Origin of the sequence: Streptomyces sp. NPDC002888 (assembly GCF_042888465.1) — a bacterium.
In the GTDB taxonomy this organism is placed as follows: domain Bacteria; phylum Actinomycetota; class Actinomycetes; order Streptomycetales; family Streptomycetaceae; genus Streptomyces.
In genome coordinates this window covers 1-24,430 of sequence record NZ_JBIAPU010000046.1, presented here as the reverse complement: position 1 = coordinate 24,430, position 24,430 = coordinate 1, and the positions used below count along the sequence as shown (strand labels likewise).

Below are 24,430 nucleotides of genomic sequence, written 5' to 3'. Positions count from 1 at the left end.
CGGCCCCCTTCGGGCGTTCGGACCGCTTACGCGTCCTTGCTCAGGTTCGGTCCGGCACCGCCGGCCGCCTGCTCGATCGGCGGGACGTCCGGCAGCGCCGACTTCTCCTCACCCCGGAAGGTGAAGGTCTTGGTCTCGCCCTCGCCCTCGGTGTCCACGACCACGATGTGACCGGGGCGCAGCTCGCCGAAGAGGATCTTCTCCGAGAGCGTGTCCTCGATCTCGCGCTGGATGGTGCGACGCAGCGGACGCGCACCCAGCACCGGGTCGTAACCCTTCTTGGACAGCAGCTCCTTGGCGGCCTGGGAGAGCTCGATGCCCATGTCCCGGTCCTTGAGGCGCTCGTCCACCTTGCCGACCATCAGGTCGACGATCTTGAGGATGTCCTCCTGCGTCAGCTGCGGGAAGACGACCACGTCGTCGACGCGGTTGAGGAACTCGGGGCGGAAGTGCTGCTTGAGCTCGTCCGAGACCTTGTTCTTCATGCGCTCGTAGTTCGACTTCTTGTCACCCGAGGCCGCGAAGCCCAGGTTGAAGCCCTTGGAGATGTCCCGGGTGCCGAGGTTGGTCGTCATGATGATGACCGTGTTCTTGAAGTCCACGACCCGGCCCTGGGAGTCGGTCAGGCGACCGTCCTCCAGGATCTGCAGCAGCGAGTTGAAGATGTCCGGGTGGGCCTTCTCGACCTCGTCGAAGAGGACGACGGAGAACGGCTTGCGACGGACCTTCTCGGTCAGCTGGCCGCCCTCTTCGTAGCCCACGTAGCCGGGGGGCGAACCGAAGAGACGCGACACCGTGTGCTTCTCGCTGAACTCCGACATGTCGAGGGAGATCAGCGCGTCCTCGTCGCCGAAGAGGAACTCGGCGAGCGCCTTGGACAGCTCGGTCTTACCGACACCGGACGGACCGGCGAAGATGAACGAACCACCGGGACGCTTCGGGTCCTTCAGACCGGCGCGCGTACGGCGGATCGCCTTCGACAGCGCCTTGACGGCGTCGACCTGGCCGATGACCCGCTTGTGGAGCTCGTCCTCCATGCGGAGCAGGCGGCTGGACTCCTCCTCGGTCAGCTTGAAGACCGGGATGCCGGTGGCCGTGGCGAGGACCTCGGCGATCAGCTCGCCGTCGACCTCGGCGACGACGTCCATGTCGCCGGCCTTCCACTCCTTCTCCCGCTTGGCCTTGGCGGCCAGGAGCTGCTTCTCCTTGTCGCGCAGGGAGGCGGCCTTCTCGAAGTCCTGCGAGTCGATCGCGGACTCCTTGTCGCGGCGGACGCCGGCGATCTTCTCGTCGAACTCGCGCAGGTCCGGCGGCGCGGTCATCCGGCGGATGCGCATCCGGGAACCGGCCTCGTCGATCAGGTCGATCGCCTTGTCCGGCAGGAAGCGGTCCGAGATGTACCGGTCGGCCAGGGTGGCGGCCTGGACCAGCGCCTCGTCCGTGATGGAGACGCGGTGGTGGGCCTCGTACCGGTCACGCAGACCCTTGAGGATCTCGATCGTGTGCGGCAGGGACGGCTCGGCGACCTGGATGGGCTGGAAGCGGCGCTCGAGGGCCGCGTCCTTCTCCAGGTGCTTGCGGTACTCGTCCAGCGTGGTCGCACCGATGGTCTGCAGCTCACCGCGGGCCAGCATCGGCTTCAGGATGGAGGCCGCGTCGATGGCGCCCTCGGCGGCACCCGCACCGACCAGCGTGTGCAGCTCGTCGATGAACAGGATGATGTCGCCGCGGGTGCGGATCTCCTTGAGCACCTTCTTCAGGCGCTCCTCGAAGTCACCGCGGTAGCGGGAGCCGGCGACCAGCGCGCCGAGGTCCAGGGTGTAGAGGTGCTTGTCCTTGAGGGTCTCGGGCACCTCGCCCTTGACGATGGCCTGGGCGAGGCCCTCGACGACGGCGGTCTTGCCGACGCCGGGCTCACCGATCAGGACCGGGTTGTTCTTGGTACGGCGGGACAGCACCTGCATGACCCGCTCGATCTCCTTCTCGCGCCCGATGACCGGGTCGAGCTTGGACTCACGAGCGGCCTGGGTGAGGTTCCGGCCGAACTGGTCGAGGACCAGGGACGTCGAGGGGGTGCCCTCGGCAGGCCCGCCGGCGGTGGCGGTCTCCTTGCCCTGGTAACCGGAGAGCAGCTGGATGACCTGCTGCCGCACCCGGTTGAGATCTGCGCCCAGCTTGACGAGGACCTGGGCGGCGACGCCCTCGCCCTCGCGGATCAGGCCGAGCAGGATGTGCTCCGTGCCGATGTAGTTGTGGCCCAGCTGAAGGGCCTCGCGGAGCGACAGCTCCAGGACCTTCTTGGCACGGGGGGTGAAGGGGATGTGCCCGGACGGGGCCTGCTGGCCCTGGCCGATGATCTCCTCCACCTGCTGGCGGACCGCCTCGAGCGAAATCCCGAGGCTCTCAAGGGCCTTGGCGGCGACACCCTCACCCTCATGGATCAGGCCCAGGAGGATGTGCTCGGTGCCGATGTAGTTGTGGTTGAGCATCCGGGCTTCTTCCTGAGCCAGGACGACAACCCGCCGCGCGCGGTCGGTGAACCTCTCGAACATCGTTAATCGCTCCTCAGAGCGGTCAGGCAGTGGGGGGAACTTCCCCTCCCTGTCCTTCCGCAGCTTAGTCCCGCAAGCGGGGACCGCTCATTCCAACTGCCGACACCGTCGATGGCCTCCTGACCCCGAACGCCGACATATGCTCCAACCCGATGGTGCGAGACGATGTTCCCGCAGGCCAGACAGTTACCCCAGTCGCCAGTACGCCGATGGCGAACGTGAGACGGCCTTTCCTACGAGTCGCCCCCTTCCCACTAGGGATGTCTTACCCGCTGGGACTGACACTCCATGCCGCACGCCCCGGTTCCCTCCGCTATGGGCGAACAACCTTGCGTCCCGCCACACCCCCGAGAGCCCCCTCGTTCGACACGCTGCGCAGCCAACTGGGCACCCAGCGTAACTCTGAGGCTCTTTCGACGGTTGGACTTGGCATGACTGGTTCAGTCCCCACGCTCTCCACCACCTCTCTCCCCGTCCCTCTTCCCCGTCGACCGCTCGATGCGACCGATCGGATCCGTCGGTGGTACGAGAACGAACTGGGGTGGGCGACGGTGCCCGGGAACCCGGGAGATTCGCTGAGGCTCGCCGTGGGCCTGCGCTTCGACGTGCTGGACGTGCCGGCCGAGGCGGGCGTCGCGGCCCTGCGGCGGCTGGGCCCCGGAGCGCCGGTGGCCGTGCGGGCCGACCGGATGCAGCTCCTGGTGGCCGTGGGCGGCGCGGAGGAGCTCCCGGGACTCCTGGACTGGCTGGAGTGGGGCGAGCTCCCGCTGGACCTGGTGCCGATCGGCGCGGGCGGGGCCATGGAGGCGCCGTCGCCTCCCGAGACGCCACCGTCTCCGCGGAGCAGGGCGGAAACGGCAGCGGGGGCCGCCATGTGGTTGCGGCCCCCCGTCCCGGGGTGCGAGGTCGAGACCTCGCTGCCGACACTGTCGGCCCTGGGGAGCGGTGGGGGCGCCCCCGATCTCGTGCGATGGGTGAACACGGTGGCGACACAATGCCACCGCATCCGGCTGCGGCGCGCGTGCGCTCAGCCGTTGGCCTTCTCGTAGGCCTCGCGAATGGTCGCGGGAACACGGCCGCGGTCGTTGACCTCGAATCCGTTCTCCTTCGCCCATGCGCGGATCTGCGCGGTGTCCTGGCTGCCGCCCGAAGCGGCGCGCGCCTTTCCACGCCCACCCGAAGCACGGCCTCCGGTGCGACGACCGCCCTTCACATAGGGATCGAGAAGGCTGCGCAGCTTGTCCGCATTGGCAGTCGTGAGATCGATCTCGTACGTCTTGCCGTCCAACGCGAACGTCACGGTCTCGTCTGCCTCGCCGCCGTCGAGGTCGTCGACAAGAAGGACCTGAACCTTCTGTGCCACCGGATTTCCTTTCATCGATAACGTGAGGGCTCGGGGTGCGCGGCGTCCCCGTTTCGCCGCCCCCTGTTATATGCAGTACTGCAGTACGTCGGAAAGCAAACCGCTTTTCCTGGAAAAACACAAACCCCCGACAGAGACCTGCAGTCCTCCCTCGGCCCGGAAACGTGCGCGTTTCGGACATAGGGCACCTCGGTCCGGGCGTCCGGGCGGAATACGTCCCTTGTCGATCACAGATGCAGAAGCATCCGGCTGTTGCCCAAGGTGTTCGGTTTCACTCGTTCGAGACCGAGGAACTCCGCGACACCCTCGTCATAGGAACGCAGGAGCTCCGCGTAGACATCGGTGTCGACGGGCGTCTCACCGATCTCCACGAAGCCGTGCTTGCCGAAGAAGTCCACTTCGAAGGTGAGACAGAAAACGCGGCGAACGCCCAGCCAACGCGCGGTGTGCACCAACTTCTCCAGCAACTGGTGACCGACCCCGGCGCCCTTCAGGCCCGGCTTCACAGCGAGAGTGCGGACTTCCGCGAGGTCTTCCCACATCACGTGCAGTGCGCCGCAGCCGACCACCTCGGCGTTGTCGTCACGTTCCGCGACCCAGAACTCCTGGATGTCCTCGTAAAGGGTCACCGTCGCTTTGTCGAGCAGGATGCCGCCGCGGACGTACGCGTCAAGGAGTCGGCGTACGGCGGGGACATCGCCGGTCCGGGCCCGCCGGACGGTGATGGCTTTAGCGGGGACTTCGGGGCTCACTGCGGACATGAGCGGACGCTATCGCCCGCGCGCCTCCGTTGCCGAGCCGGGGTTCTCCTCGGTGGCTTCAGGGGGTTGTGCGGGTTCGGGTGTTTCCGGACCCTGGACCATCCGTACGGCGTCCCGCAGGGCCTCTCGCTGTTCGTCGCTCATCATGCCGAAGAAGGCGACGAGAGCGGCGGCGGGGTTGTCACTCTGCGACCAGGCGTCGTTCATCAGGGCGGCTGCGTAGGCGGCCCTGGTGGAGACCGCCTCATATCGATAGGCCCGGCCTTCCGCCTCGCGGCGCACCCAGCCCTTCTGATGGAGATTGTCCAAAACGGTCATCACCGTGGTGTACGCGATGGACCGTTCCTGCTGAAGGTCTTCCAGGACTTCTCGAACGGTCACCGGGCGGTTCCACTTCCACACCCGCGTCATGACCGCGTCTTCGAGTTCTCCCAATGGCCGGGGCACACCTCAGAACAATAGTGGGAGATCTCGGCAATGGCGTGCCGGACGTGCACTTTCACCGGCAAACAGGAACAAAAAGGGGCGTACGGCTCGGATGAGGGCGGAGATTCGCCCTCATCCGAGCCGTACGCCCCTGAAGCGAGCGCGTCAGGCGTCGGTGCCGGCGGAGGCCTGCCTGGTGCCCTCCGTGCGCGCGAGCGCGGCGTCCACGGCGGCGTCCTCCTTGGCCTTGTTGGCGCCGCCCTGGGTCTTCACGATCACCCTGATCACACCGATGAAGAACACGGCCATCACGACCGGGGGCACGAGCGCGGAGACGTAGTCCATGGCTCCAGAGTAGCTATGGCGGGGTGGAGGGACGGCGTGGGGTGGGGAAGGAGTCAGCCCGCTGCCAGTTGCTGTGGGGGGTCGGAGGGGGGCGGGGCCGGCTTGCGGCGGGGGAAGACCTCGCCCGGGGTGGGGATCGGGCGGCGGGCCGGACCGGGCTCGGCGGGGGCCGGCTTGGGGGTGGCGGGGGCGGGAGCGGCCGGTTTCTCGGCGGGCTTCTTCTGCGGCTTCGGCGTGGGGCGTTCCGCCGGGTCGGACACGTCACCGTGACGGCCACCGGAACCGTGACGGCCACCGGAGACGCCACCGGGAACATCGTCGGAGATGCCCCGTGGATCGCCGCCGGAGATGCCCCGTGGAACGCCGCCGGAGACGCCCCGTGGAACGCCGCCGGAGACGCCCTGTGGAACGCCGTCGGAAAGGCCTCCGGGAAGGGCCAGAAGACGGGTGCGGGACGCCGGGACGGCCGGGGTGGGCTGAGCCGCCGGGCGGGGCGACCGGGTGGCCTGGCGGGGCGGCTGAGCGGCCTGGCGGGGCGGCTGGATGTCCAGGTGGGGTGGCTGGGCGGCCCGATGGGGCGGCGGCACGGCCTGGTGGGAAGCCTGGGCGGACCGGTGGGGCGGCTGGGTCGCCTGGCGGGGAGTGCGGAGGGTCGGGCGGGGGCGTGCGTCGCGTGCGGCGAGGGGCCGGCAGCGGGTCAGGAGGGCGGCCGCCGTGGGGTTGCCGCGCAGCGCACGGAGGGCGGCGAGGTCGTCGGGGCCGGGGCAGTACCCGGCGCCCAGCACCTCTTCCAGGAGTGCGAGGTACCCGGCGGCGGTGCCGGGCAGGGCAGCGCGGTACCGGGCCAGGTCGGCCACCAGGAAGGCCCTCAGCCGGGCGCCCTCGCGCATCGCCTCGTCCAGGGACTCGGCGAGACGGTGACAGTCCTGGATGTCCTCGGGCGAGGCGGGGCCGGGCTGAAGGGCGAGGGCGAGGGCGCGGCGGAGCACACGCAGCTCCTCCGCACCGAACGCCATGCCGCCGCGGGATCCGTATGGCGTGGGCATGCGGCGACGATACGCGCTAATCAGACAAATTCGACATAGGAGGGCGGGTGTGGCGCGGCGAGCCACCCGCCCGGACGGCCCTCACCGCTGCGTCAGCGCTGCTCAGGCCGCCGCGGAGGGGCCGGGACGGCAGCCCCCGCGCCCCGCCCGTCCTCAGAGCCGCGACACGTTCCGCTCGTACACCAGCCTCAGCCCGATCAGCGTCAGCCACGGCTCGTGCTCGTCGATCACCGACGACTCGCCCAGCACCATCGGCGCGAGCCCGCCCGTCGCGATCACCGTCACGTCGTCGGGATCGTCCGCCAGCTCGCGCGCCATCCTGCTCACGACCCCGTCGACCTGACCGGCGAACCCGTAGACGATCCCGGCCTGCATCGCCTCGACCGTGTTCTTGCCGATCACACTCCGCGGCCGGGCCACCTCGATCTTCCGCAGCTGCGCGGCCTTGACGCCCAGCGCCTCCACCGAGATCTCGATACCGGGCGCGATGACTCCGCCGACGTACTCCCCGCGCGCGCTGACCGCGTCGAACGTCGTCGCCGTGCCGAAGTCCACGACGACCGCGGGACCGCCGTACAGCTCGATCGCCGCCACCGCGTTGATGATGCGGTCGGCGCCGACCTCCTTGGGGTTGTCGAAGAGGATCGGCACCCCCGTCTTCACCCCGGGCTCGACGAGCACCGCGGGGACGTCGCCGTAGTAGCGGCGGGTCACCTCGCGCAGCTCGTGCAGCACGGACGGCACGGTCGCGCAGATCGCGATCCCGTCGATGCCGTCCCCCAGCTCCTCTCCGAGGAGCGGGTGCATGCCCATGAGTCCATGGAGCAGCACCGCCAGTTCGTCGGCGGTACGGCGCGCGTCCGTCGAGATCCGCCAGTGTTCGACGATGTCCTCACCGTCGAACAGGCCGAGCACGGTATGTGTGTTCCCCACGTCGATCGTCAGCAGCATGGCCGGCTCCCCGCTCCTACTCGGCCGCTCGGAGGTCCAGGCCGATGTCGAGGATCGGCGAGGAGTGGGTGAGGGCCCCCACGGCCAGGAAGTCGACGCCCGTGGCCGCGTACGCCGTGGCGTTGTCCAACGTCAGTCGGCCCGATGCCTCCAGCAGCGCACGCCCGCCGACGATGGCCACCGCCTCCTCGCACTCCAGGGGCGTGAAGTTGTCCAGGAGGATCAGGTCGGCGCCCGCGTCCACGACCTCGCGCAGCTGGTGCAGGGTGTCGACCTCGACCTCGATCGGCACGTCCGGGAAGGTCTCCCGTACGGCCTTGAAGGCCTGGGCGACGCCGCCCGCGGCGACCACGTGGTTGTCCTTGACGAGGGCCGCGTCCGAGAGGGACATGCGGTGGTTGACCCCGCCGCCGCAGCGCACGGCGAACTTCTCCAGGGCGCGCAGGCCCGGCGTCGTCTTGCGGGTGTCGCGCACGCGGGCCTTCGTGCCTTCGAGGGCGTCCGCCCACGCGCGCGTGGCGGTCGCGATGCCGGACAGGCGGCACATCAGGTTGAGGGCGCTGCGCTCGGCGGTCAGCAGGTCACGCGTGCGTGAGGTGACCGACAGGAGCTTCTGACCGGCCTCCACGCGGTCGCCGTCGTCGACGTGCCGCTCGACCTCGAACTCGTCGGAGCAGACCACGGAGATCACCGCTTCGGCGACCCTGAGGCCCGCCGCGACGCCCGCCTCGCGCGCGGTGAAGTCGGCGGTGGCCACGGCGTCCTCGGGGATGGTCGCGACGGTCGTCACGTCCACGCCGTGGTCGAGGTCCTCCTGGATGGCGACGTTGGCGATGTCCTCGACCTCGACGGGGTCGAGTCCGGCGTCGGCCAGGAGCTGCGCGAGCGCGGGGTCGAGCCCGCACTCTGCGTACTCTTCGTAGCCCTCGTCCGCGTCGGCGCCGCACGCACAGCCGTCGCCGCAGCCGCCGCTCTGGGCGAGGGGAAGGTCGGGGGTGGTCACTTCTGTCACTGCTCCTGGGGACGCTGAGCCGGCTGCTGCCGGGTCGGGGGGAAGTCTGCGCTATCGGTGGTCTGTACGGCGAGTGTCCGGTCCGGATTCAGCCGTACGACGATGTGGCGGCGCCACGCCGTGTCGTCGCGGTCGGCATGGTCCTCGCGCCAGTGGCAGCCGCGTGTCTCCTCGCGCAGCCGGGCGGCGGCGACCAGGACGCGGGCCACGCACAGGAGGTTGGTGGACTCCCAGGTGTCGACGCCGGGCTCGGCGGTCTTGCCGTTCTCTGCGAGCGCGTCGCGGGCCTCGGTGTGCAGCCGCTGGAGCTGGTCTGCGGCCTTGTCGAGGGAGCCGGCGGAGCGCAGGACGCCCGCGCCCTCCGTCATGATCCGCTGGATCGCGAACCGGGCCTCCGCACCCAGCAGGGGGTGCGCGGGCTGCTCGGGGTGCGGGACCGGTGTGGGCACACGCGCGTGGAGGCCGCTCTCCGTCCGGCCGTCCGCGATGTCGGCGGCGATGCGCTCGGCGTAGACCAGGCCCTCCAGGAGGGAGTTGGAGGCGAGCCGGTTGGCGCCGTGCACACCGGTGCAGGCGACCTCGCCGCACGCGTAGAGGCCGGGCACGGTCGTACGGCCGTGGTCGTCGGTGCGGACGCCTCCGGAGGCGTAGTGGGCGGCCGGGGCGATCGGGATGGGCTCGTGGACGGGGTCGATGCCGTGGGAGCGGCAGGCGGCGAGGATCGTCGGGAAGCGGTGCTCCCACATGTCGGCGCCGAAGTGCCGGGCGTCGAGGAACATGTGCTCGGCGTCCTGCTCGTGCATGCGGCGCATGATGCCCTTGGCGACGATGTCCCGCGGGGCGAGTTCGGCGAGCTCGTGCTGCCCCACCATGAAGCGCACCCCCTCGGCGTCGACCAGGTGGGCGCCCTCGCCGCGTACCGCCTCGGAGACGAGGGGCTGCTGCCCCTCGGCGTCCGGGCCGAGAAAGAGCACGGTGGGGTGGAACTGGACGAACTCCAGGTCGCTGACCTCGGCGCCCGCGCGCAGTGCGAGGGCCACGCCGTCGCCGGTGGAGACGGACGGGTTGGTGGTCGCGGAGAAGACCTGCCCCATGCCGCCGGTCGCGAGGACCACGGCGGGCGCGTGCACGGCGCCTACGCCGTCGTGCTGGCCCTCTCCCATGACGTGCAGGGTCACGCCTGCCGTGCGGCCGTCGGCGTCCGTGAGGAGGTCCAGGACGAGCGCGTTCTCGATGGTGCGCAAACCATGCGCGCGCACCGCCTCGACGAGTGCCCGGGAGATCTCCGCGCCGGTCGCGTCGCCGCCGGCGTGGGCGATGCGGCGGCGGTGGTGGCCGCCCTCGCGGGTGAGTTCCAGTCCTCCTTCGGCGGACTCGTCGAAGTGGGCGCCGGTCTCGATCAGCCGCCGTACCGCGTCGGGTCCCTCGGTGACGAGGAGCCGTACCGCGTCCTCGTCGCACAGGCCCGCGCCCGCCACCAGGGTGTCGTCGAGGTGCTGTTCGGGGGTGTCGCCCTCGCCGAGGGCCGCGGCGATGCCGCCCTGCGCCCAGCGGGTGGAGCCGTCGTCGAGACGGGCCTTGGTGACGACGACGGTGTTCAGACCGGCGGCCTCGCAGCGCAGGGCCGCGGTCAGGCCGGCGACGCCGGAGCCGACGACCACCACGTCCGCGGAGATCGACCACCCGGGGGCGGGGGCGTGCAGTCGTATGCCTGTGCTGGTCACGAGGCGGCTCCGAAGGTTCCGAAGGTGAGGGGGATGTTGTCGATCAGCCGGGTCGTCCCGACCCGGGCGGCGACGGCGAGAACGGCCTCGCCGGTGAAGTCGTCCCCGATCTCGGTGAAGTCGGACGGGTCGACCAGGGCCAGGTAGTCCAGGACGAGCGGCGGGGAGAGCCGGAGGGCCTCGTCGAGGACCAGGCGGGCGGCCGCTCGGACGGCCGCCGGGCCGCCGGGGACGGCCTGGGCGACGGCGTGGGCGTCGGCCGCCGCGCGGGACTCCCCCAGGGCGCTGAGCGCCTCGGCACGCGCGTGTGTGGCGGGCACCTCGCGGGCCCGCGCGCGCAGCGCCTCCTGGGCGGCGTGCCGGTCGCGGCCCGCGAAGAGCGCGCCGGACAGGGCGAGCGCGGTGTGCCGCTCCTGGGGCGAGAGGTAGCGGTTGCGGCTGGACAGGGCCAGGCCGTCGTCCTCGCGCACGGTCGGCACGCCCACGATCTCCACGCCGAAGTCGAGGTCGCGGACCATGCGGCGGATCAGCGCGAGTTGCTGGGCGTCCTTCTGCCCGAACAGGGCGACGTCGGGACGGGTGAGGTGCAGCAGCTTGGCGACGACGGTGAGCATGCCGTCGAAGTGGCCCGGGCGCGAGGCCCCCTCCAGGCGCTCCCCCATGGCGCCCGCGCTCACGCGGACCTGGGGCTCGCCACCCGGATAGACCTCGTCGACGGCAGGGGCGAACAGGGCGTCCGCGCCCGCCTGTTCGGCGATCTTGAGGTCGGCCTCCAGGGTGCGGGGATAGCGGTCCAGGTCCTCGCCCTTGCCGAACTGCAGCGGGTTGACGAAGACGGTGACGACGACCTCGCCGTCCGGCCCGGCGATCTCCCGGGCGGTGCGGACGAGGGTGGCGTGGCCCTCGTGCAGGGCGCCCATCGTCATCACCACGGCACGGCGGCCGACCCGCACGCGTGCGTGCAGCTCGTCGGCGGTGCGCAGCACGGTCGTGGTCATCCGGCTTCTCCCTCGGCGCCGTCGGTCTCGTTGGCGAGTACCCCGAGGAGGTCCTCGGCGAGCTCGGGCTTCAGCAGCCCGTGGGCGAGCGCCCGGTCGGCCGTCGCGCGGGCCATCGCCAGATAGCCGGCGACGGCCTGCGGGGCGTGCTTGCGCAGTTCGGAGACGTGCGCGGCGACGGTGCCCGCGTCCCCGCGCGCGACGGGGCCGGTCAGTGCCGCGTCGCCGGAGCGCAGCGCGTTGTCGAGGGCGGCGCCGAGCAGCGGGCCGAGCATCCGGTCGGGCGCGGCCACGCCGGCCGCGCGCAGCAGCTCCATGGACTGGGCGACCAGCGTCACCAGGTGGTTGGCGCCCAGGGCCAGCGCCGCGTGGTACAGCGGGCGGCTCTCCTCGGCGATCCACTCCGGTTCGCCGCCCATCTCGATGACGAGGGCCTCGGCGGCCAGCCGCAGCTCGTCGGGCGCGGTCACGCCGAAGGAGCAGCCCGCCAGGCGCTGGACGTCCACCCGCGTGCCGGTGAAGGTCATCGCCGGATGCAGGGCGAGCGGCAGCGCGCCCGCGCGCAGGGCGGGATCGAGGACCTTGGCGCCGTACCGCCCGGAGGTGTGCACGAGCAGTTGTCCCGGCCTTACGGCCCCGGTCTCGGCGAGGCCCGCGACCAGGTCGGGCAGGGCGTCGTCGGGAACCGTCAGCAGCACCAGGTCGGCGCGCTGGAGGACCTCGGCGGGCGGTACGACCGCCACGTCGGGGAGCAGTTCGGCGGCCCGCCTTCTGGAGGCGTCGGAGACCGCGGAGACGGCGACCGGGCGGTGTCCGGCGAGCTGGAGGGACGCGGCGAGCGCGGGGCCCACACGGCCGGCGCCGACGACGCCGACGGTGAGCCGCGCGGGGCGGTCCCTGGGGTCTGGCTGTTGGACTGTACTCACGCGACGGTGGCCTTCCCGTTCCAGCCCGCTCTGGGTACCGGACGATTTCTCGTCATGTTAACGCGATTGGTTCGAAGGGCCGATCGGTCGTCCACAGGCTGTGGGTAGTTCCACAGGGCGCCGGCCCCGGGTGGCATGTCGGGAAGGGCGGTGGAAAAGCGCGTGACCGCTTCCAGAGGGGCACGGCATGATCCCGGGCATGAGCGATGCGGCGGACCAAGGCGTGCGGGCGACGGAGCAGGTGGCGGGCGAGAGGGAGCAGCTCTCGGACGAGGAGTGGCGCAAGCAGCACCGGGAGCGGCGCATCAGCGCCCACCAGCGCTCGAAGCGCGTACTCTCGCGCGCCGGCTTTCTCGGCACGCTCCGTGAGCGCCTGGCGCTGCTGGAACACGCCCCGGACGTCTATGACCTCGACGAACGGTCGGACATCTACGGCAACGGCGTCGTCGAGGCCTTGGAGGAGAAGGTCGCGGGACTGCTCGGCAAGGAGGCCGCCGCGTTCTTCCCTACGGGCACCATGGCCCAGCAGGTCGCCCTGCGCTGCTGGGCGGGCCGCACCGGCAACCCGACCGTCGCCCTGCACGCGCTCGCCCACCCGGAGATGCACGAGCGCCACGCCTTCAGCCAGGTCAGCGGACTGCGTCCGGTGCACATCGGCAGCGAGCCCCGGCAGCCCACCGCCGAGGAAGTGCGCGACTTCGAAGAGCCCTTCGGTGCGCTGATGCTGGAACTGCCCCTCAGGGACGCCGGTTTCGTGCTGCCCACCTGGGAGGAGCTCACCGAGGTGGTGGCGGCGGCGCACGAGCGTGACGCGGTGGTGCACTTCGACGGCGCGCGCCTGTGGGAGTCGACCGTCCACTTCGGCCGTCCCCTGGACGAGATCGCGGACCTGGCCGACAGCGTCTACGTGTCGTTCTACAAGTCCCTCGACGGCTTCGGCGGCGCCGCCCTCGCCGGCCCGAAGACGCTGGTGGAGGAGGCGAGGGCGTGGCGGCACCGGTACGGCGGCATGGTGTTCCAGCAGTTCCCGACGGCGCTGGCGGCGCTCGTCGGCCTGGAGCATGAGCTGCCCCGGCTGCCCGACTACGTGCGCCACGCGCGCGTGGTGGCCGCCGCGCTGCGCGAGGGCTTCGCGGCGGCCGGGCTGCCCTGGACGCGCGTGCACCCGGCCGAGCCGCACACGTTCGAGTTCCAGGTCTGGCTGCCGTACGACGCCCGCACCGTCTCCGAGGCCGCGATCCGGACGGCCGAGGAGACGGGGACCACGCTCTTCGGCAACGCCTGGGACGCGACGGTTCCCGGCATGGCCTGGACGGAGGTCGGCGTACGGGCCCCCGGCCTGGCATGGACGGCCGACGATGTGCGGGCGGCGGTCGCGGAGTTCGTCGACCGGCTGACCGAGGAGGTCAGCAGGTAGAGCGCCGCCAGGGCCGCGGCCACCGGCCGATGGCCTGCCGTGTCCGGCCGCGGGCCGGGCGTCCGGCGACGACCGCGCGGAACTGCCGGTGGCCGCGCAGCTCGCGCGCGACCTGCCAGTCGTTCGCGCCGGGCGCGGGCGGTGCCGGCTCGCCGAGCTGCCGTGCGCGGTAGGTGTCGAGGAAATACTGCTGGGTGATGGTCATGGCGGATCGCCTTCTCGGGACGGGTGATCGGGCTCCGCGGCTGCCCCGGGCGTCCCACACTGCGCCAGTACGGCGGTGACGTCGCGTCGATTGACGGCCGCTGTCAATCGAGGGCGGCGCTGTCAGTGGCGGAGTGCACCATGAGGGCATGAGCGTGGACATCGACATCGCGGGGCTGCGGCCGGACAGGGTGGCCGTCGTGCTCTCGCCCTTGGCGGAGCTCGGCATGGCGCTGCACGCACTGGCGGAGCCGGGCCACCATCCGCGTCTGCAGGGCTGGGCGACGAGCGTGACAGCCGGGCTCGACTCGCACCTGGCGGACCGCATGTGTGAGGCGGACTTCCTGTGGCGGACGACGTTCTCGGACCTGTTCATCCCGTGTGCGGGCATCCCCGGCAGGAGCACGCTCCCGGGCGCCACCCTGGCCGAGGAGCTGGACCTGCTCGACAAGCTGACGGACGAGCAGTTCGTCGACGCGGCCCTGGAGTTCACCTGCGCCCTGCCGTACTACGCGCACGGGCCGGCCACGCTCGCCGACCCCGACGTGCGGCAGCGGGCCCTGGAGCTGGCCGCGTCGCGCGGGCCGCAGCAGGTGCGGTTCACTGAGCGGCTGCTGAACGACCCGCCCCGCATCAGGGCCTGGCTGCGGCAGTTCCTGGAGGACTGCGACCAGGCCTTCTTCGCTCAGACGTGGTCCCGGCTGGGCCACCAGCTCGCGGCGGACGCCCGCCACAAGACCGACCTGCTCCGGCGCAGGGGCCTGGGTGAGGCGCTGGCTTCGGTGTCCCCGGCGGTGACGCTCCACGAGGCCGCCGCGCGGATCTCGGTCGACAAGCTGGCCAGCGGCCACACCGCCACCGGGGACGGCGGCCTCCTGCTCATCCCGACGAGCCTGGGCTGGCCGCATCAGAGCGTCCTGTACCGATACGGATGGCAGCCGGTGCTGCACTATCCGGTCGGGTCGCCGGAGCTCGCGGCCCCGCCGTCGGTCGAGCAGCTCACCCTGCGGATGACCGCCCTGTCCCACCCCGTCCGCATGCGCATCTGCCGTCATCTGGCCCGCAGCGCGTACACGACCAGCGAGCTGGCCCAGCTGCACGGCATGACCGCCCCCGAGATATCCCGCCATCTGAGCGTCCTGAAGAAGGCCGGCCTGATCACCACCCGCCGACGCGGGCGGTACGTCCTGCACCAGTTGGACGTCACGGTGGTGGCCCGACTGGGCAGTGACTTCCTGGAGGGGATCCTCAGGTAGGGCTGTGGTGCGGGGTCAGCCGTGGCCGCCCGCTCGCACGAGCCCGGTCTCGTACGCCAGGACCACCACCTGCACCCGGTCCCGCAGCCCCAGCTTGGTCAGGATGCGGCCCACGTGGGTCTTCACGGTCGCCTCGGACAGCACGAGGCGGGCCGCGATCTCCCCGTTGGACAGGCCCTGGGCGACCAGCACCATGACCTCGCGCTCGCGGTCGGTGAGCCGCTCCAGCTCCTTGTGCTGGGGATCCTTGCCGGTGCTGGGCAGCATCGGCGCGAACCGGTCGAGGAGGCGGCGCGTGGTGGACGGCGCGACCACGGCGTCGCCGCTGTGCACGGAGCGGATGGCGGTGAGGAGTTCGCCTGGCGGCACGTCCTTGAGCATGAAGCCGGAGGCGCCCGCCTTGAGCCCGGAGAAGGCGTACTCGTCGAGGTCGAAGGTGGTCAGGATCAGCACTTTCGGCGGCTCGGGCTCCGAGCAGATCCGGCGGGTCGTCTCCACCCCGTCGAGCTTGGGCATGCGGACGTCCATCAGCACGACGTCGACGGCGGTGGAGCGCAGCACCTGGAGGGCCTCGACGCCGTCACCCGCCTCCGCGACGACCTCCATGTCCGGCTGGGCGGCGAGCACCATCCGGAACCCGGTGCGCAGCAGCACCTGGTCGTCGACGAGCATCACGCGGATCGTCATCGGAGCCTCTTCCGTGTCCATGGGTGGTCGTGAGGTGTCGCTGGGGTTGTGACAGGTGTCAACAGGGGGCGTGCGTCGGCGTCAATGCGCCGGTTTGAGCGGGAGCAGGGCGCTGATGCGGAATCCTCCGCCCGGGCGCGGGCCCGCGTCCAGGGTGCCGCCGACCATGCCGACCCGTTCCCGCATGCCGATCAGGCCGTGGCCATGGCCGTCGGCGCCGCCTTCCTCGTACAGCTCGTGCGGGGCGCCCTTGCCGTCGTCCTCGACGAGCAGGCCGAGACCGTCGTCGAAGTAGACCAGGCGCACGCTCGCGCCCGCGTTCGGCCCGCCGTGCTTGCGCGTGTTGGTGAGCGCCTCCTGGACGATGCGGTACGCGGTGAGCTCGACTCCGCTGGGCAGCGGGCGCGGGGTGCCCTCGACCCTGAAGTCGACGGGGAGGCCGGAGCTGCGGCACTGCTCGACCAGGTCGTCGATCTGCTCGACGTCGGGCTGCGGAACGTACTCGCCGCTCTCCTGGTGCTCGCCGGTGCGCAGCACGCCCAGCAGGCGGCGCATCTCGGCGAGGGCCTGGCGGCCGGTGGAGGAGATCGTCTCCAGCGCCTTCTTCGCCTGGTCGGGCGCGGCGTCGAGGACGTAGGCGGCCCCGTCGGCCTGCACGACCATCACCGAGACGTTGTGAGCGACCACGTCGTGCAGCTCACGCGCGATCCGGGCGCGCTCGGCGGCGACCGCCACCTTCGCCTGCGCTTCGCGCTCCTTCTCCAGCCGGGCGGCGCGCTCCTCCAGCTGCGCGAAGTAGGCGCGGCGGGTGCGGATCGAGTCGCCGAGCACCCAGGCGAGGGCGAAGGGCACGGTCAGGAAGACCACTTCCGCGAGGTTGCCGAGCGCGCTGCTCTGCTCGTTCGGCCAGCGCAGGTGCGCCAGGGCGGCCGCGCCCAGGCCCACGGCCAGCGCGAGCCGGGAGGCCCAGCGGGCGCCGGTCGCGGCCACCGTGTAGACGATCACGAGCATGGCGAAGTCGGCCGGCCCCGTGGTGACGTTCAGCACCAGCTGTGCCGCTCCGACCGCGATGGTCAGCAGCAGCATCATCTCCGGCATACGCCGACGCAGCGCGATCACCAGGCACAGCAGGAGGACGACCGGCACGATCGCCACCGGGGAGTCGGTACCGACGGCCTCCTGATGGGCGGTCTCGCGGACCAGCGAGATCCCGAGCAGGAAGACGGCCCAGAGGCTGTCGACCCAGGTCGGGTGCCGTCGGAGGAAGTCGTAGAGGCGCTGCACGTAACCCAGCGTAGGGAAGCCTGGTGAGTGCAGGGGTCAGCCGGAGGGCCGATCCGTACCGGGCGCGCGTACTCCCCAAGGTGGAGTTTTGTTGATTGCGTGCCCTTAGCCTTGCCCGGTGAGTTCAGGGACGACCGGTCAGTGGCGTGGTTGGCGGGCGGCGACGGAGGCCGCTCTGTACGGGCCGGGCGGCTTCTACCGCAGGCCCGAGGGGCCGGCCGGGCACTTCCGTACGTCCGTGCACGCGTCCGCGCTGTTCGCGCAGGCCGTGGCCCGGCTGCTGGGCCGGGTCGACGACGCCTTGGGCAGGCCCGCGACTCTCGGCTTCGTCGACATGGCGGCGGGGCGGGGCGAGCTGGCCGCCGGGGTCCTCGCCGCACTGCCCGCCGACGTGGCCGCCCGCACGCGCGCGTACGCCGTCGAGGTCGCCGACCGCCCCGACGGCCTGGATCACCGGATCGAGTGGTCGGCGGAGCCCCCGCGCGGGATCACGGGGCTGCTGTTCGCCAACGAGTGGCTGGACAACGTGCCGTTGGAGGTCGCCGAGGTGGACCCCGCGGGCGTGCCGCGCCGGGTGCTCGTACGGGAGGACGGCGAGGAGCGGCTCGGGGAGCCGGTCGCCGGTGCTCAGGCGCGGTGGCTGGAGCGGTGGTGGCCGCTGCCGACCGAGCAGGGGCTGCGGGCCGAGATCGGCCTGACCAGGGACGAGGCGTGGGCCTTGGCGGTCGCGTCCGTCGACGGGGGGCTGGCTGTCGCCGTCGATTACGCGCACACGGCGGACGCGCGGCCCCTGTTCGGGACGCTCACCGGCTTCCGGGAAGGGCGCGAGACGGCGCCCGTGCCGGACGGGTCGTGCGACATCACGGCGCACGTCGCGCTGGACGCGTGCGCGCTCCCCGGCGCGCGCCTGCTCCCGCAGCGTGACGCGCTGCGCGCCCTGGGCATCGTCGGCGCACGCCCCCCGCTCACGCTCGCCTCCACCGACCCCTCGGCCTATGTACGCGCCCTCGCGAGCGCCGGAGAGGCCGCCGAGCTCACCGCGGCGGGCGGACTGGGCGACTTCGGGTGGCTGCTCCAGCCGGTTGGAATTGTGGACCCACTGGACCGGCCCCTCTGACACCTATGGACCGGCCCCTCTGACACCTACTTGTCGATGTCCCCGACCACGAAGAACATCGACCCCAGGATCGCCACCATGTCCGCGACGAGCGTGCCCGGCAGCAGCTCCGTGAGGACCTGGACGTTGTTGTACGAGGCCGAGCGCAGCTTCAGCCGGTACGGGGTCTTCTCACCCTTGCTGACCAGGTAGTAGCCGTTGATGCCGAGCGGGTTCTCGGTCCACGCGTACGTGTGCCCCTCGGGCGCCTTGAGGACCTTCGGAAGCCGCTGGTTGATCGGCCCGGGCGGCAGTTCGGCGAGCCGGTCGAGACAGGCGTCGGCGAGGTCGAGGGCGTTGTGGGTCTGCTCCAGCAGGACCTCGAAGCGGGCCAGGCAGTCGCCCTCGGTCCGGGTGACCACCTTCAGGGTGTCCTGCAGTTCCCCGTAAGCGAGGTACGGCTCGTCGCGGCGCAGGTCGAAGTCGACGCCCGAGGCCCGCGCGACGGGACCGCTCACGCCGTACGCGTGCACGGCCCGGGGCGTGAGGGTGCCCACGTCCCGCGTGCGTCCCCGGAAGATCTCGTTGCCGAGCACCAGGTCGTCGAAGACGTCCATGCGCGAACGCACGGCGGCGACGGCGCCGCGCGCGCGGGAGGCCCATCCGGACGGCAGGTCTTCCTTGAGGCCGCCGACGCGGTTGAACATGTAGTGCATCCGTCCGCCGGAGACCTCCTCCATGACGTTCTGGAGCACCTCACGCTCACGGAACGCGTAGAAGACCGGCGTGATGCCACCCAGCTCCAGCGGATACGACCCCAGGAACATCAGGTGGTTCAGCACCCGGTTCAGCTCCGCGAGCAGGGTCCGCGTCCACACCGCGCGCGTGGGGACCTCCATGCCGAGCATGCGCTCCACGCCGAGGACCACGCCCAGCTCGTTCGAGAAGGCCGACAGCCAGTCGTGACGGTTGGCGAGCATGATGATCTGCCGGTAGTCGCGCGCCTCGAAGAGCTTCTCCGCACCGCGGTGCATGTAGCCGATCACCGGCTCGGCGTGCGTGATGCGCTCGCCGTCCAGCACGAGCCGCAGCCGCAACACGCCGTGCGTGGACGGATGCTGGGGCCCGATGTTGAGCACCATGTCGGTGCTCTCCGCGGCACCGCCGATCCCGACCGTGGTCTCCGTCGTAGGAGTCATGGACACAGTCTCCCCTACGTACGCTGACCGTATGGAAACGGGGAGCCCGCGCGACGCGGGACCGGGGGGCGCGGCGGAGGCGGGCGGGGCGGGGACGGCCGAGGGGGCCGGGACCGAGCCGGCATGGACCGGACTGCCACCGCGCCTGCTGCGGATGCGACGGCTGTTGCTGGTGGTGTGGACGGGACTCGCGGCCCTCGCCGCCGGGCTGCTGCTCGGACTGTTCGCCGGGCCGGCCTGGGCGGCGTTCGCCCTGCTGCCGCTGACGCTGACGGCCTGGGGCTGGGTGATGCTCGACCGCAACTGGCGCTCCTGGCGGTACGCCGAACGCGCCGACGACCTGCTGATCAGCCGGGGCGTGCTGTGGCGCGAGGAGACGGTGGTGCCGTACGGCCGGATGCAGCTGGTCGAGGTCACCTCCGGGCCCGTCGAGCGGCACTTCGGGCTGGCCAGCGTGCAGCTGCACACCGCGGCCGCGGCGACCGACGCCACCATCCCGGGCCTCGACCCGGCCGAGGCGGAACGGCTGCGCGACCGGCTCACGGAGCTCGGCGAGGCCCGATCGGCGGGGCTGTGACGGCGCCGGGCGTCGAGGACGCCGTACGCCCGGCCGCTCCCGTGTCCGAGCGGCGGCTGCATCCCGTGACGCCGCTACGGCGGGCGTGGGCGCCGGTGGCCGTGGTCATCGGGTGGGCTCTGCACGACCCGGACCAGGCACAGCGCCAGCTGACCCGGCTGACCACCACCACGCTCCTGATCGCCCTCGCGGTGATCGTCCCGGCGGCCGCCCTGTACGGCTTTCTGACCTGGTGGTTCACCCACTTCGCGGTGACGGACGCCGAACTGCGCATACGGACCGGCCTGGTGTTCCGGCGCACCGCGCACATCCGGCTCGAACGCATCCAGGCCATCGACATCACCCAACCGCTGCTCGCGCGGGTCGCGGGCGTCGCGAAGCTCCGGCTCGACGTCGTCGGCACCGACAAGAAGGACGAGCTCGCCTTCCTGGGCGAGGACGAGGCCCGGGCGCTGCGTGCCGAACTGCTCGCGCGGGCGGCCGGTTTCGCGCCCGAGACCGCGCACGAGGTCGGCGAGGCGCCGTCCCGTCAGCTGGTGCGTGTACCCGCGCGGGATCTCGCCGTCTCGCTCGTGCTGACCGGCGCGACCTGGGGCACGCTGGCCGCCGCGCTCGTCGTACCGCCGGTGCTGTGGCTCGCCACCCACAGCGTGTGGACGGTCCTCGCGACCGGCGTGCCGCTGCTCGGCGCGGCGGGGGCGAGCAGCGTGGGGCGGTTCGTCGCGGAGTACGACTGGACCGTGGGCGAGTCCCCGGACGGGCTGCGGATCGACCACGGGCTCCTGGACCGCACGCACGAGACGGTGCCGCCGGGGCGGGTGCAGACCGTACGGCTCGTGCAGCCGCTGCTGTGGCGGCGGCGCGGCTGGGTGCGGGTGGAGCTGGACGTGGCGGGGTCGTCCAACTCGGTGCTGGTGCCGGTCGCCCCGCGCGAGGTCGCCGAGTCGGTCGTCGCGCGCGTGCTGCCCGGCGTGACCGTGCCGCCGGCGGTGTCGCTGTCGCGGCCACCGCGGCGGGCGGGCCGGTGCGTGCCGGTGTGGTGGCGCGGCTACGGGATCGCGGTCACCGACGCGGTGTTCGCGGCCCGGCACGGGCTGCTGCGGCGGAGCCTGGCGCTCGTGCCGCACGCGAAGGTGCAGAGCGTACGGCTGTCGCAGGGGCCCTGGCAGCGACTGTGGCGCCTCGCCGACGTGCACGTGGACACCGGCGCCAACAAGACGGTGACCGCGCGCCTGCGGGACGCTCAGGAGGCCGCGGTGTTGCTGCGAGGGCAGGCGGAGAGGTCACGTACGGGGCGCAGGGACGCGCGGCCGGACCGGTGGATGGTGTCGTAGAGATACCGCGCGCGCGGGGGACGGCGTCTCCTTGGAGGCCGCCCCCTGTTCGGGCCTCAGGACACCGCGCTGCGCAGCCCCTGGAGGTCGATCTGCTCCGTCTCGTCGTGCGCGGTCAGGTCGATGACCTGGCCGATGCCCCGGGACTCCTCGTCCGCCGGCTTGAACTCCGCCTCGGCGTCGGCCTTGTGGAGGGCGAGGGCCTCCTGGCCGACGACGTCGGCGAGGTCCTCGTTCTGCACAAACTCCAGAGCGGCGGACGGCGTGGACGTCTTCGTACCGAAGAAGTCGAATTCGCCCTCGATCGTCGGACGCCGCACGGGCGTGGCCGGTACGACGGCCACCGCCGTCGGCACGGTGTAGTGCCCCGAGGACCGCTGTGTGGCCGCGGGCGCCGAGGTGGCGGTGGCCTCCCCGACTGCCTTTTCGGCGGCCGGAGCGGGCTTTTCACTCTTGGCGGCGTCCGTGGATATGGCGTCCGTGGATACGGCGGTCGCGCGCGTGTGCCCGTCGACCGCCTCGGACTGCCCCCGCGCCTCGTCCTCCTGCGCGGCCTCCGTCTCGCCCGCGCCGGTGTCGGCGGACGCGGTCTTCGCGGCGGCAGCGGTCTTCGCGAGCTCCACCTCGCCGGAGTCCTCGTCCTTCGGGGCGGTGTCGCCGTCGAAGCGGCTCAGGGCGACGGCCGCCCGCAGGAACAGCTTGGAGCCCTCCGGGGAGAAGACCGCCGAAGCGGCCGGCTTCCCCTCGACGGCCTCGACGGCCTCGGCGACATCAGCGGCTTCCGTGCCATCGACGGCCTCCGCGACCTCGGCGGCCTCCGCCACCTCAGCCACGGCGTCGGCCTCGGCACCCTCGGCCTTCTCGTCCGACTTCTGTGCACCCGGCGGCAACGCGCGCGCCGTCGACGAGTCCCCGCTCTCTATCTCGAGCAGGCGGCGGCCCTCCAGGGCGCTCGCTCGCTCGGTCTCCGCCGTGGCGTACCGCCGCAGCAGGGCCGCGTGCTCGTTGCGCAGGCCCGCCAGCTCCCCGCGCTTGGAGCGCAGTCGCTGTTCGAGCTTGACGCGCAGTTCGCGCGACTCCTCGAGGTCGGTCTCCAGTTCGGCGACGCGTTCCTCGTACCGCCACTCATCGCTCGCACGCGCACGCGTGAGGTCTGCGACCTGTTTACCGGCCTGCGCGTCCCAGTGGCGCATGACGACCGCGCCGAGGACGGCGGTCGTCGCGGCGGCCGCGGCCAGACCGCGCAGCACCATCGGCTCCGTGAACACCCACGGGGCCAGGGCGCAGACGAGGGAGACGCCTGCGATCGCCGAAGGGGGCAACAGCCTGTGCAAAGGTGGGGAATGGCGGTGACGTCCACGTGGCATGGCCAGAAACTTACCGCGCGTAGGCGAATGATGGTGCCCCGCCCCGTAAAAACGCAGCCATACCGATGCCTTCACATCACATCAGGAATCCCGTCTTCCGGGTAACCCCGCCAGGTGGGCCCCATCCGGGAATTCAAGATCGATTTCAGTGACCGTCGAGCCGCCCGCTGATCCACTCCAGCGTCGCCGGTATCTCCCGCCGCCAGGTGTTGAAGTTGTGCCCGCCGCTGTCGAGGATGATCGACGAGATCCGGGTCGACCCCTTGGCCTTCACACGGTCTATGAACCGCAGCGTGTCCTTGTAGTTGGATTCCCCGACCTTGCTGCTGGTGACGAGCAGTGAAGTGTCCGGCGCGGGCATGTGCTTGAGGTACCACCACAGGTCCGCGCGGTTGCGCAGCCCCTTGTCGCCCTGGAAGAGGTCACCCGTCGTCGCGTCGATCGGCGCCTTGTAGTAGGGCGACAGGCCCGCGCCCGCCGCGAACACGTCGGGATGGTGCATGGCGAGCTTCAGCGCGCAGTAACCCCCCGTGGAATCGCCGATGATGCCCCAGGTGCCGGACTTTTTGCCCACTCTGTAGTGGGCCGTCACGGCTTCGGGAAGGTCCTTCGCGAAGAACGTGTCCGTCTGCGGCCCACCAGGAATGTCCACACACTCGGTGTCCCGCGGCGGCGCCACCGTCGGCCGCAGCATCACCAGGATCATCGGCTGCATACGGCCGTCCTTCGCGAGCCGCTGAGCCGTGCGCGGGAAGTGCAGCTTTTCCACGAGCGCCTTGGCCGTCCCCGGATAGCCGGTGAGCACGACGGCCGCCGGGAACGTGCGCGTGCGGTACTGCGGCTGGAAGTACTCCGGCGGCAGATACACGTACGCGCGCGTGGCTATGCGCGACGTCCGGCCGGCGATGTCGACCTCCTGGACCTGTCCGCCGGTGTGCGGCCGCACACCTTTCACTCCCTCGACGCGCCGGGCGTCCCGTACCTGGAGCAGCCCGCCCGAGCGCCCGCCCGTCGCGTGGTCGACCACCACGCCCTGGTCGGTCTCCTGTCCGAACAGGTCCGCCCAGCTGGCGTAGAAACCGAAGGCCTGGTTGGCGGCGAGCCCCACCGAGGCGAACAGCGCCAACTGGATGGCGAGCAGCAGACCGACACGCCCGCTGACGGCCCGCCAGTTCCGCCGTGCCAGCCGGGGCCACAGCCACACCGTGCCGACGAACAGCAGGACGGCGACCAGAATCGCCAGGACCAGCACTTTCTTGCTCGTGAGACCCATGGGGTGCTGCCGCACCTTTCCGCCCGGACCCGCACTCCTTCGCAAGGACTTGTTCCGGGCTTTCCTTCGCCTTTGAAGCGACTTTGACGAAGAGAGTGAACCTCTCTCCCGTAGACACCGTCCTAGAGGGCGCAATGTCGCCGGATGCCCGAATCGGGCCCGGATTCAAGGTCTCTCGCAGAACTACGGGATGCGATGTCTGTCAGGGAAGATGGGGAAATGTCGGACGGGGTTCCGAACCGATCAAGTCGGGTGCGACGCATGTTCCAGGGGCCGCGCCCCGAGTCCGTTCCCGCCCTCGTCGGCAGAGCCTGCGCCCTCGTGGGCCTGCTGGACATCGCCGCGGGCGTGTTCCCGCGGTTCCGGCACAGCCGTATGCACACGCTCGCCGAGGTGCTGCCCGGCGCGCTGGGCCCGTTCGCGGCCGCGCTCTCACTGAGCACCGGTGTCCTGCTCCTGCTGCTCGCACACGGCCTCAAGCGCGGCAAGCGGCGGGCGTGGCGCGCCGCGGTCGCCCTGCTGCCGGCGGGCGCGGTGGCCCAGTTCACGTACCGGCACTCGCTCCTGGGCGCGGTGATCTCGCTGGCGCTCCTGGCGCCGCTGCTGCTGCACCGGGACCAGTTCACGTCCCT

General features: G+C 71.5%; 23 protein-coding genes and 2 pseudogenes. 7 read left to right on the top strand and 18 right to left on the bottom strand.

What is annotated here, in order from left to right; translation table 11 throughout:
* Nucleotides 1–26: 26 nt before the first annotated feature.
* Nucleotides 27–2,552, bottom strand: coding sequence for an ATP-dependent Clp protease ATP-binding subunit (locus ACFYWX_RS45035; RefSeq protein WP_389431235.1), 2,526 nt, complete (start codon nt 2,550–2,552; stop codon nt 27–29).
* Nucleotides 2,553–2,983: 431 nt separating this feature from the next.
* On the opposite strand from ACFYWX_RS45035, the gene ACFYWX_RS45030 reads away from it, so the two are divergent.
* The gene (locus ACFYWX_RS45030; protein ID WP_389431234.1) at nt 2,984–3,601 is read left to right on the top strand and encodes an SCO3374 family protein; all 618 of its coding nucleotides are present in this window, start codon (nt 2,984–2,986) and stop codon (nt 3,599–3,601) included.
* Here ACFYWX_RS45030 and ACFYWX_RS45025 read toward each other — a convergent pair.
* The 11 genes and pseudogenes from ACFYWX_RS45025 to ACFYWX_RS44975 all read right to left on the bottom strand — a co-directional run bounded on the left by ACFYWX_RS45025 (nt 3,580) and on the right by ACFYWX_RS44975 (nt 12,104).
* Entirely contained in the window at nt 3,580–3,915 is a 336-nt protein-coding gene (locus ACFYWX_RS45025) for an Lsr2 family protein (RefSeq protein ID WP_389431233.1), read from the bottom strand. The genes ACFYWX_RS45030 and ACFYWX_RS45025 overlap by 22 nt on opposite strands.
* Before the next feature lie 227 nt (nt 3,916–4,142).
* On the bottom strand, nt 4,143–4,676 hold the full coding sequence (locus tag ACFYWX_RS45020) for an amino-acid N-acetyltransferase (protein ID WP_389431232.1): 534 nt from the start codon (nt 4,674–4,676) through the stop codon (nt 4,143–4,145).
* Nucleotides 4,677–4,685: 9 nt separating this feature from the next.
* A complete protein-coding gene (locus ACFYWX_RS45015; protein ID WP_389431231.1) occupies nt 4,686–5,111 on the bottom strand; it encodes a BlaI/MecI/CopY family transcriptional regulator in 426 nt (141 codons plus the stop codon).
* 156 nt (nt 5,112–5,267) lie between these two features.
* Entirely contained in the window at nt 5,268–5,447 is a 180-nt protein-coding gene (locus ACFYWX_RS45010; protein WP_389431230.1) for a hypothetical protein, read from the bottom strand.
* A gap of 53 nt (nt 5,448–5,500) precedes the next feature.
* The gene (locus ACFYWX_RS45005) at nt 5,501–5,707 is read right to left on the bottom strand and encodes a hypothetical protein (protein ID WP_389431229.1); all 207 of its coding nucleotides are present in this window, start codon (nt 5,705–5,707) and stop codon (nt 5,501–5,503) included.
* Nucleotide 5,708: 1 nt separating this feature from the next.
* Nucleotides 5,709–6,463: pseudogene (locus tag ACFYWX_RS45000) on the bottom strand (hypothetical protein).
* A gap of 183 nt (nt 6,464–6,646) precedes the next feature.
* On the bottom strand, nt 6,647–7,444 hold the full coding sequence (locus tag ACFYWX_RS44995; RefSeq protein WP_389431227.1) for a type III pantothenate kinase: 798 nt from the start codon (nt 7,442–7,444) through the stop codon (nt 6,647–6,649).
* Between the two features lie 16 nt (nt 7,445–7,460).
* Entirely contained in the window at nt 7,461–8,447 is a 987-nt protein-coding gene (gene nadC / locus ACFYWX_RS44990; protein ID WP_389431281.1) for a carboxylating nicotinate-nucleotide diphosphorylase, read from the bottom strand.
* 5 nt (nt 8,448–8,452) lie between these two features.
* On the bottom strand, nt 8,453–10,180 hold the full coding sequence (locus tag ACFYWX_RS44985) for an L-aspartate oxidase (RefSeq protein WP_389431226.1): 1,728 nt from the start codon (nt 10,178–10,180) through the stop codon (nt 8,453–8,455).
* Nucleotides 10,177–11,178 carry a pantoate--beta-alanine ligase gene (gene panC / locus ACFYWX_RS44980; RefSeq protein WP_389431225.1) on the bottom strand — a complete coding sequence of 334 codons (1,002 nt, stop codon included), beginning with the start codon at nt 11,176–11,178 and terminating at the stop codon, nt 10,177–10,179. Before panC ends, ACFYWX_RS44985 begins: the two co-directional genes overlap by 4 nt.
* Entirely contained in the window at nt 11,175–12,104 is a 930-nt protein-coding gene (locus ACFYWX_RS44975; RefSeq protein ID WP_389431224.1) for a Rossmann-like and DUF2520 domain-containing protein, read from the bottom strand. The genes panC and ACFYWX_RS44975 overlap by 4 nt, the downstream gene beginning before the upstream one ends.
* 199 nt (nt 12,105–12,303) lie before the next feature.
* Between ACFYWX_RS44975 and ACFYWX_RS44970 the strand changes: the two genes are divergently transcribed.
* Nucleotides 12,304–13,521: a threonine aldolase family protein gene (locus ACFYWX_RS44970; RefSeq protein ID WP_389431222.1), complete on the top strand. Its 1,218-nt coding sequence runs from the start codon at nt 12,304–12,306 to the stop codon at nt 13,519–13,521.
* Here ACFYWX_RS44970 and ACFYWX_RS44965 read toward each other — a convergent pair.
* Nucleotides 13,511–13,726: a hypothetical protein gene (locus ACFYWX_RS44965; protein ID WP_389431221.1), complete on the bottom strand. Its 216-nt coding sequence runs from the start codon at nt 13,724–13,726 to the stop codon at nt 13,511–13,513. The two genes, ACFYWX_RS44970 and ACFYWX_RS44965, sit on opposite strands and share 11 nt — an antisense overlap.
* Nucleotides 13,727–13,874: 148 nt before the next feature.
* Between ACFYWX_RS44965 and ACFYWX_RS44960 the strand changes: the two genes are divergently transcribed.
* Nucleotides 13,875–14,981, top strand: coding sequence for a DUF5937 family protein (locus tag ACFYWX_RS44960; protein WP_389431220.1), 1,107 nt, complete (start codon nt 13,875–13,877; stop codon nt 14,979–14,981).
* A 15-nt stretch (nt 14,982–14,996) separates the two neighbouring features.
* Here ACFYWX_RS44960 and ACFYWX_RS44955 read toward each other — a convergent pair whose 3' ends face one another.
* Nucleotides 14,997–15,668, bottom strand: a complete 672-nt coding sequence (locus ACFYWX_RS44955; protein WP_389431219.1) for a response regulator — start codon at nt 15,666–15,668, stop codon at nt 14,997–14,999.
* A gap of 81 nt (nt 15,669–15,749) precedes the next feature.
* Nucleotides 15,750–16,952 carry a sensor histidine kinase gene (locus ACFYWX_RS44950; RefSeq protein ID WP_389431218.1) on the bottom strand — a complete coding sequence of 401 codons (1,203 nt, stop codon included), beginning with the start codon at nt 16,950–16,952 and terminating at the stop codon, nt 15,750–15,752.
* 118 nt (nt 16,953–17,070) lie between these two features.
* On the opposite strand from ACFYWX_RS44950, the gene ACFYWX_RS44945 reads away from it, so the two are divergent.
* Complete coding sequence (locus tag ACFYWX_RS44945) at nt 17,071–18,069, top strand: SAM-dependent methyltransferase (protein ID WP_389431217.1); 999 nt, start codon at nt 17,071–17,073, stop codon at nt 18,067–18,069.
* 26 nt (nt 18,070–18,095) lie between these two features.
* Here ACFYWX_RS44945 and ACFYWX_RS44940 read toward each other — a convergent pair whose 3' ends face one another.
* Nucleotides 18,096–19,247, bottom strand: a complete 1,152-nt coding sequence (locus tag ACFYWX_RS44940) for an NADH-quinone oxidoreductase subunit D (protein ID WP_389431215.1) — start codon at nt 19,245–19,247, stop codon at nt 18,096–18,098.
* Nucleotides 19,248–19,278: 31 nt separating this feature from the next.
* Between ACFYWX_RS44940 and ACFYWX_RS44935 the strand changes: the two genes are divergently transcribed.
* Nucleotides 19,279–19,824, top strand: a complete 546-nt coding sequence (locus ACFYWX_RS44935; protein WP_389431214.1) for a PH domain-containing protein — start codon at nt 19,279–19,281, stop codon at nt 19,822–19,824.
* Nucleotides 19,821–21,158: a PH domain-containing protein gene (locus ACFYWX_RS44930; protein WP_389431212.1), complete on the top strand. Its 1,338-nt coding sequence runs from the start codon at nt 19,821–19,823 to the stop codon at nt 21,156–21,158. Before ACFYWX_RS44935 ends, ACFYWX_RS44930 begins: the two co-directional genes overlap by 4 nt.
* Before the next feature lie 56 nt (nt 21,159–21,214).
* On the opposite strand, the gene ACFYWX_RS44925 is transcribed toward ACFYWX_RS44930, so the two are convergent.
* Nucleotides 21,215–22,525: a hypothetical protein gene (locus tag ACFYWX_RS44925; protein WP_389431210.1), complete on the bottom strand. Its 1,311-nt coding sequence runs from the start codon at nt 22,523–22,525 to the stop codon at nt 21,215–21,217.
* A 145-nt stretch (nt 22,526–22,670) separates the two neighbouring features.
* Entirely contained in the window at nt 22,671–23,798 is a 1,128-nt protein-coding gene (locus ACFYWX_RS44920; protein ID WP_389431209.1) for an alpha/beta hydrolase, read from the bottom strand.
* A 219-nt stretch (nt 23,799–24,017) separates the two neighbouring features.
* Here ACFYWX_RS44920 and ACFYWX_RS44915 point away from each other — a divergent pair.
* Nucleotides 24,018–24,430 (top strand): annotated as a pseudogene (locus ACFYWX_RS44915) (hypothetical protein); the annotation flags it as partial.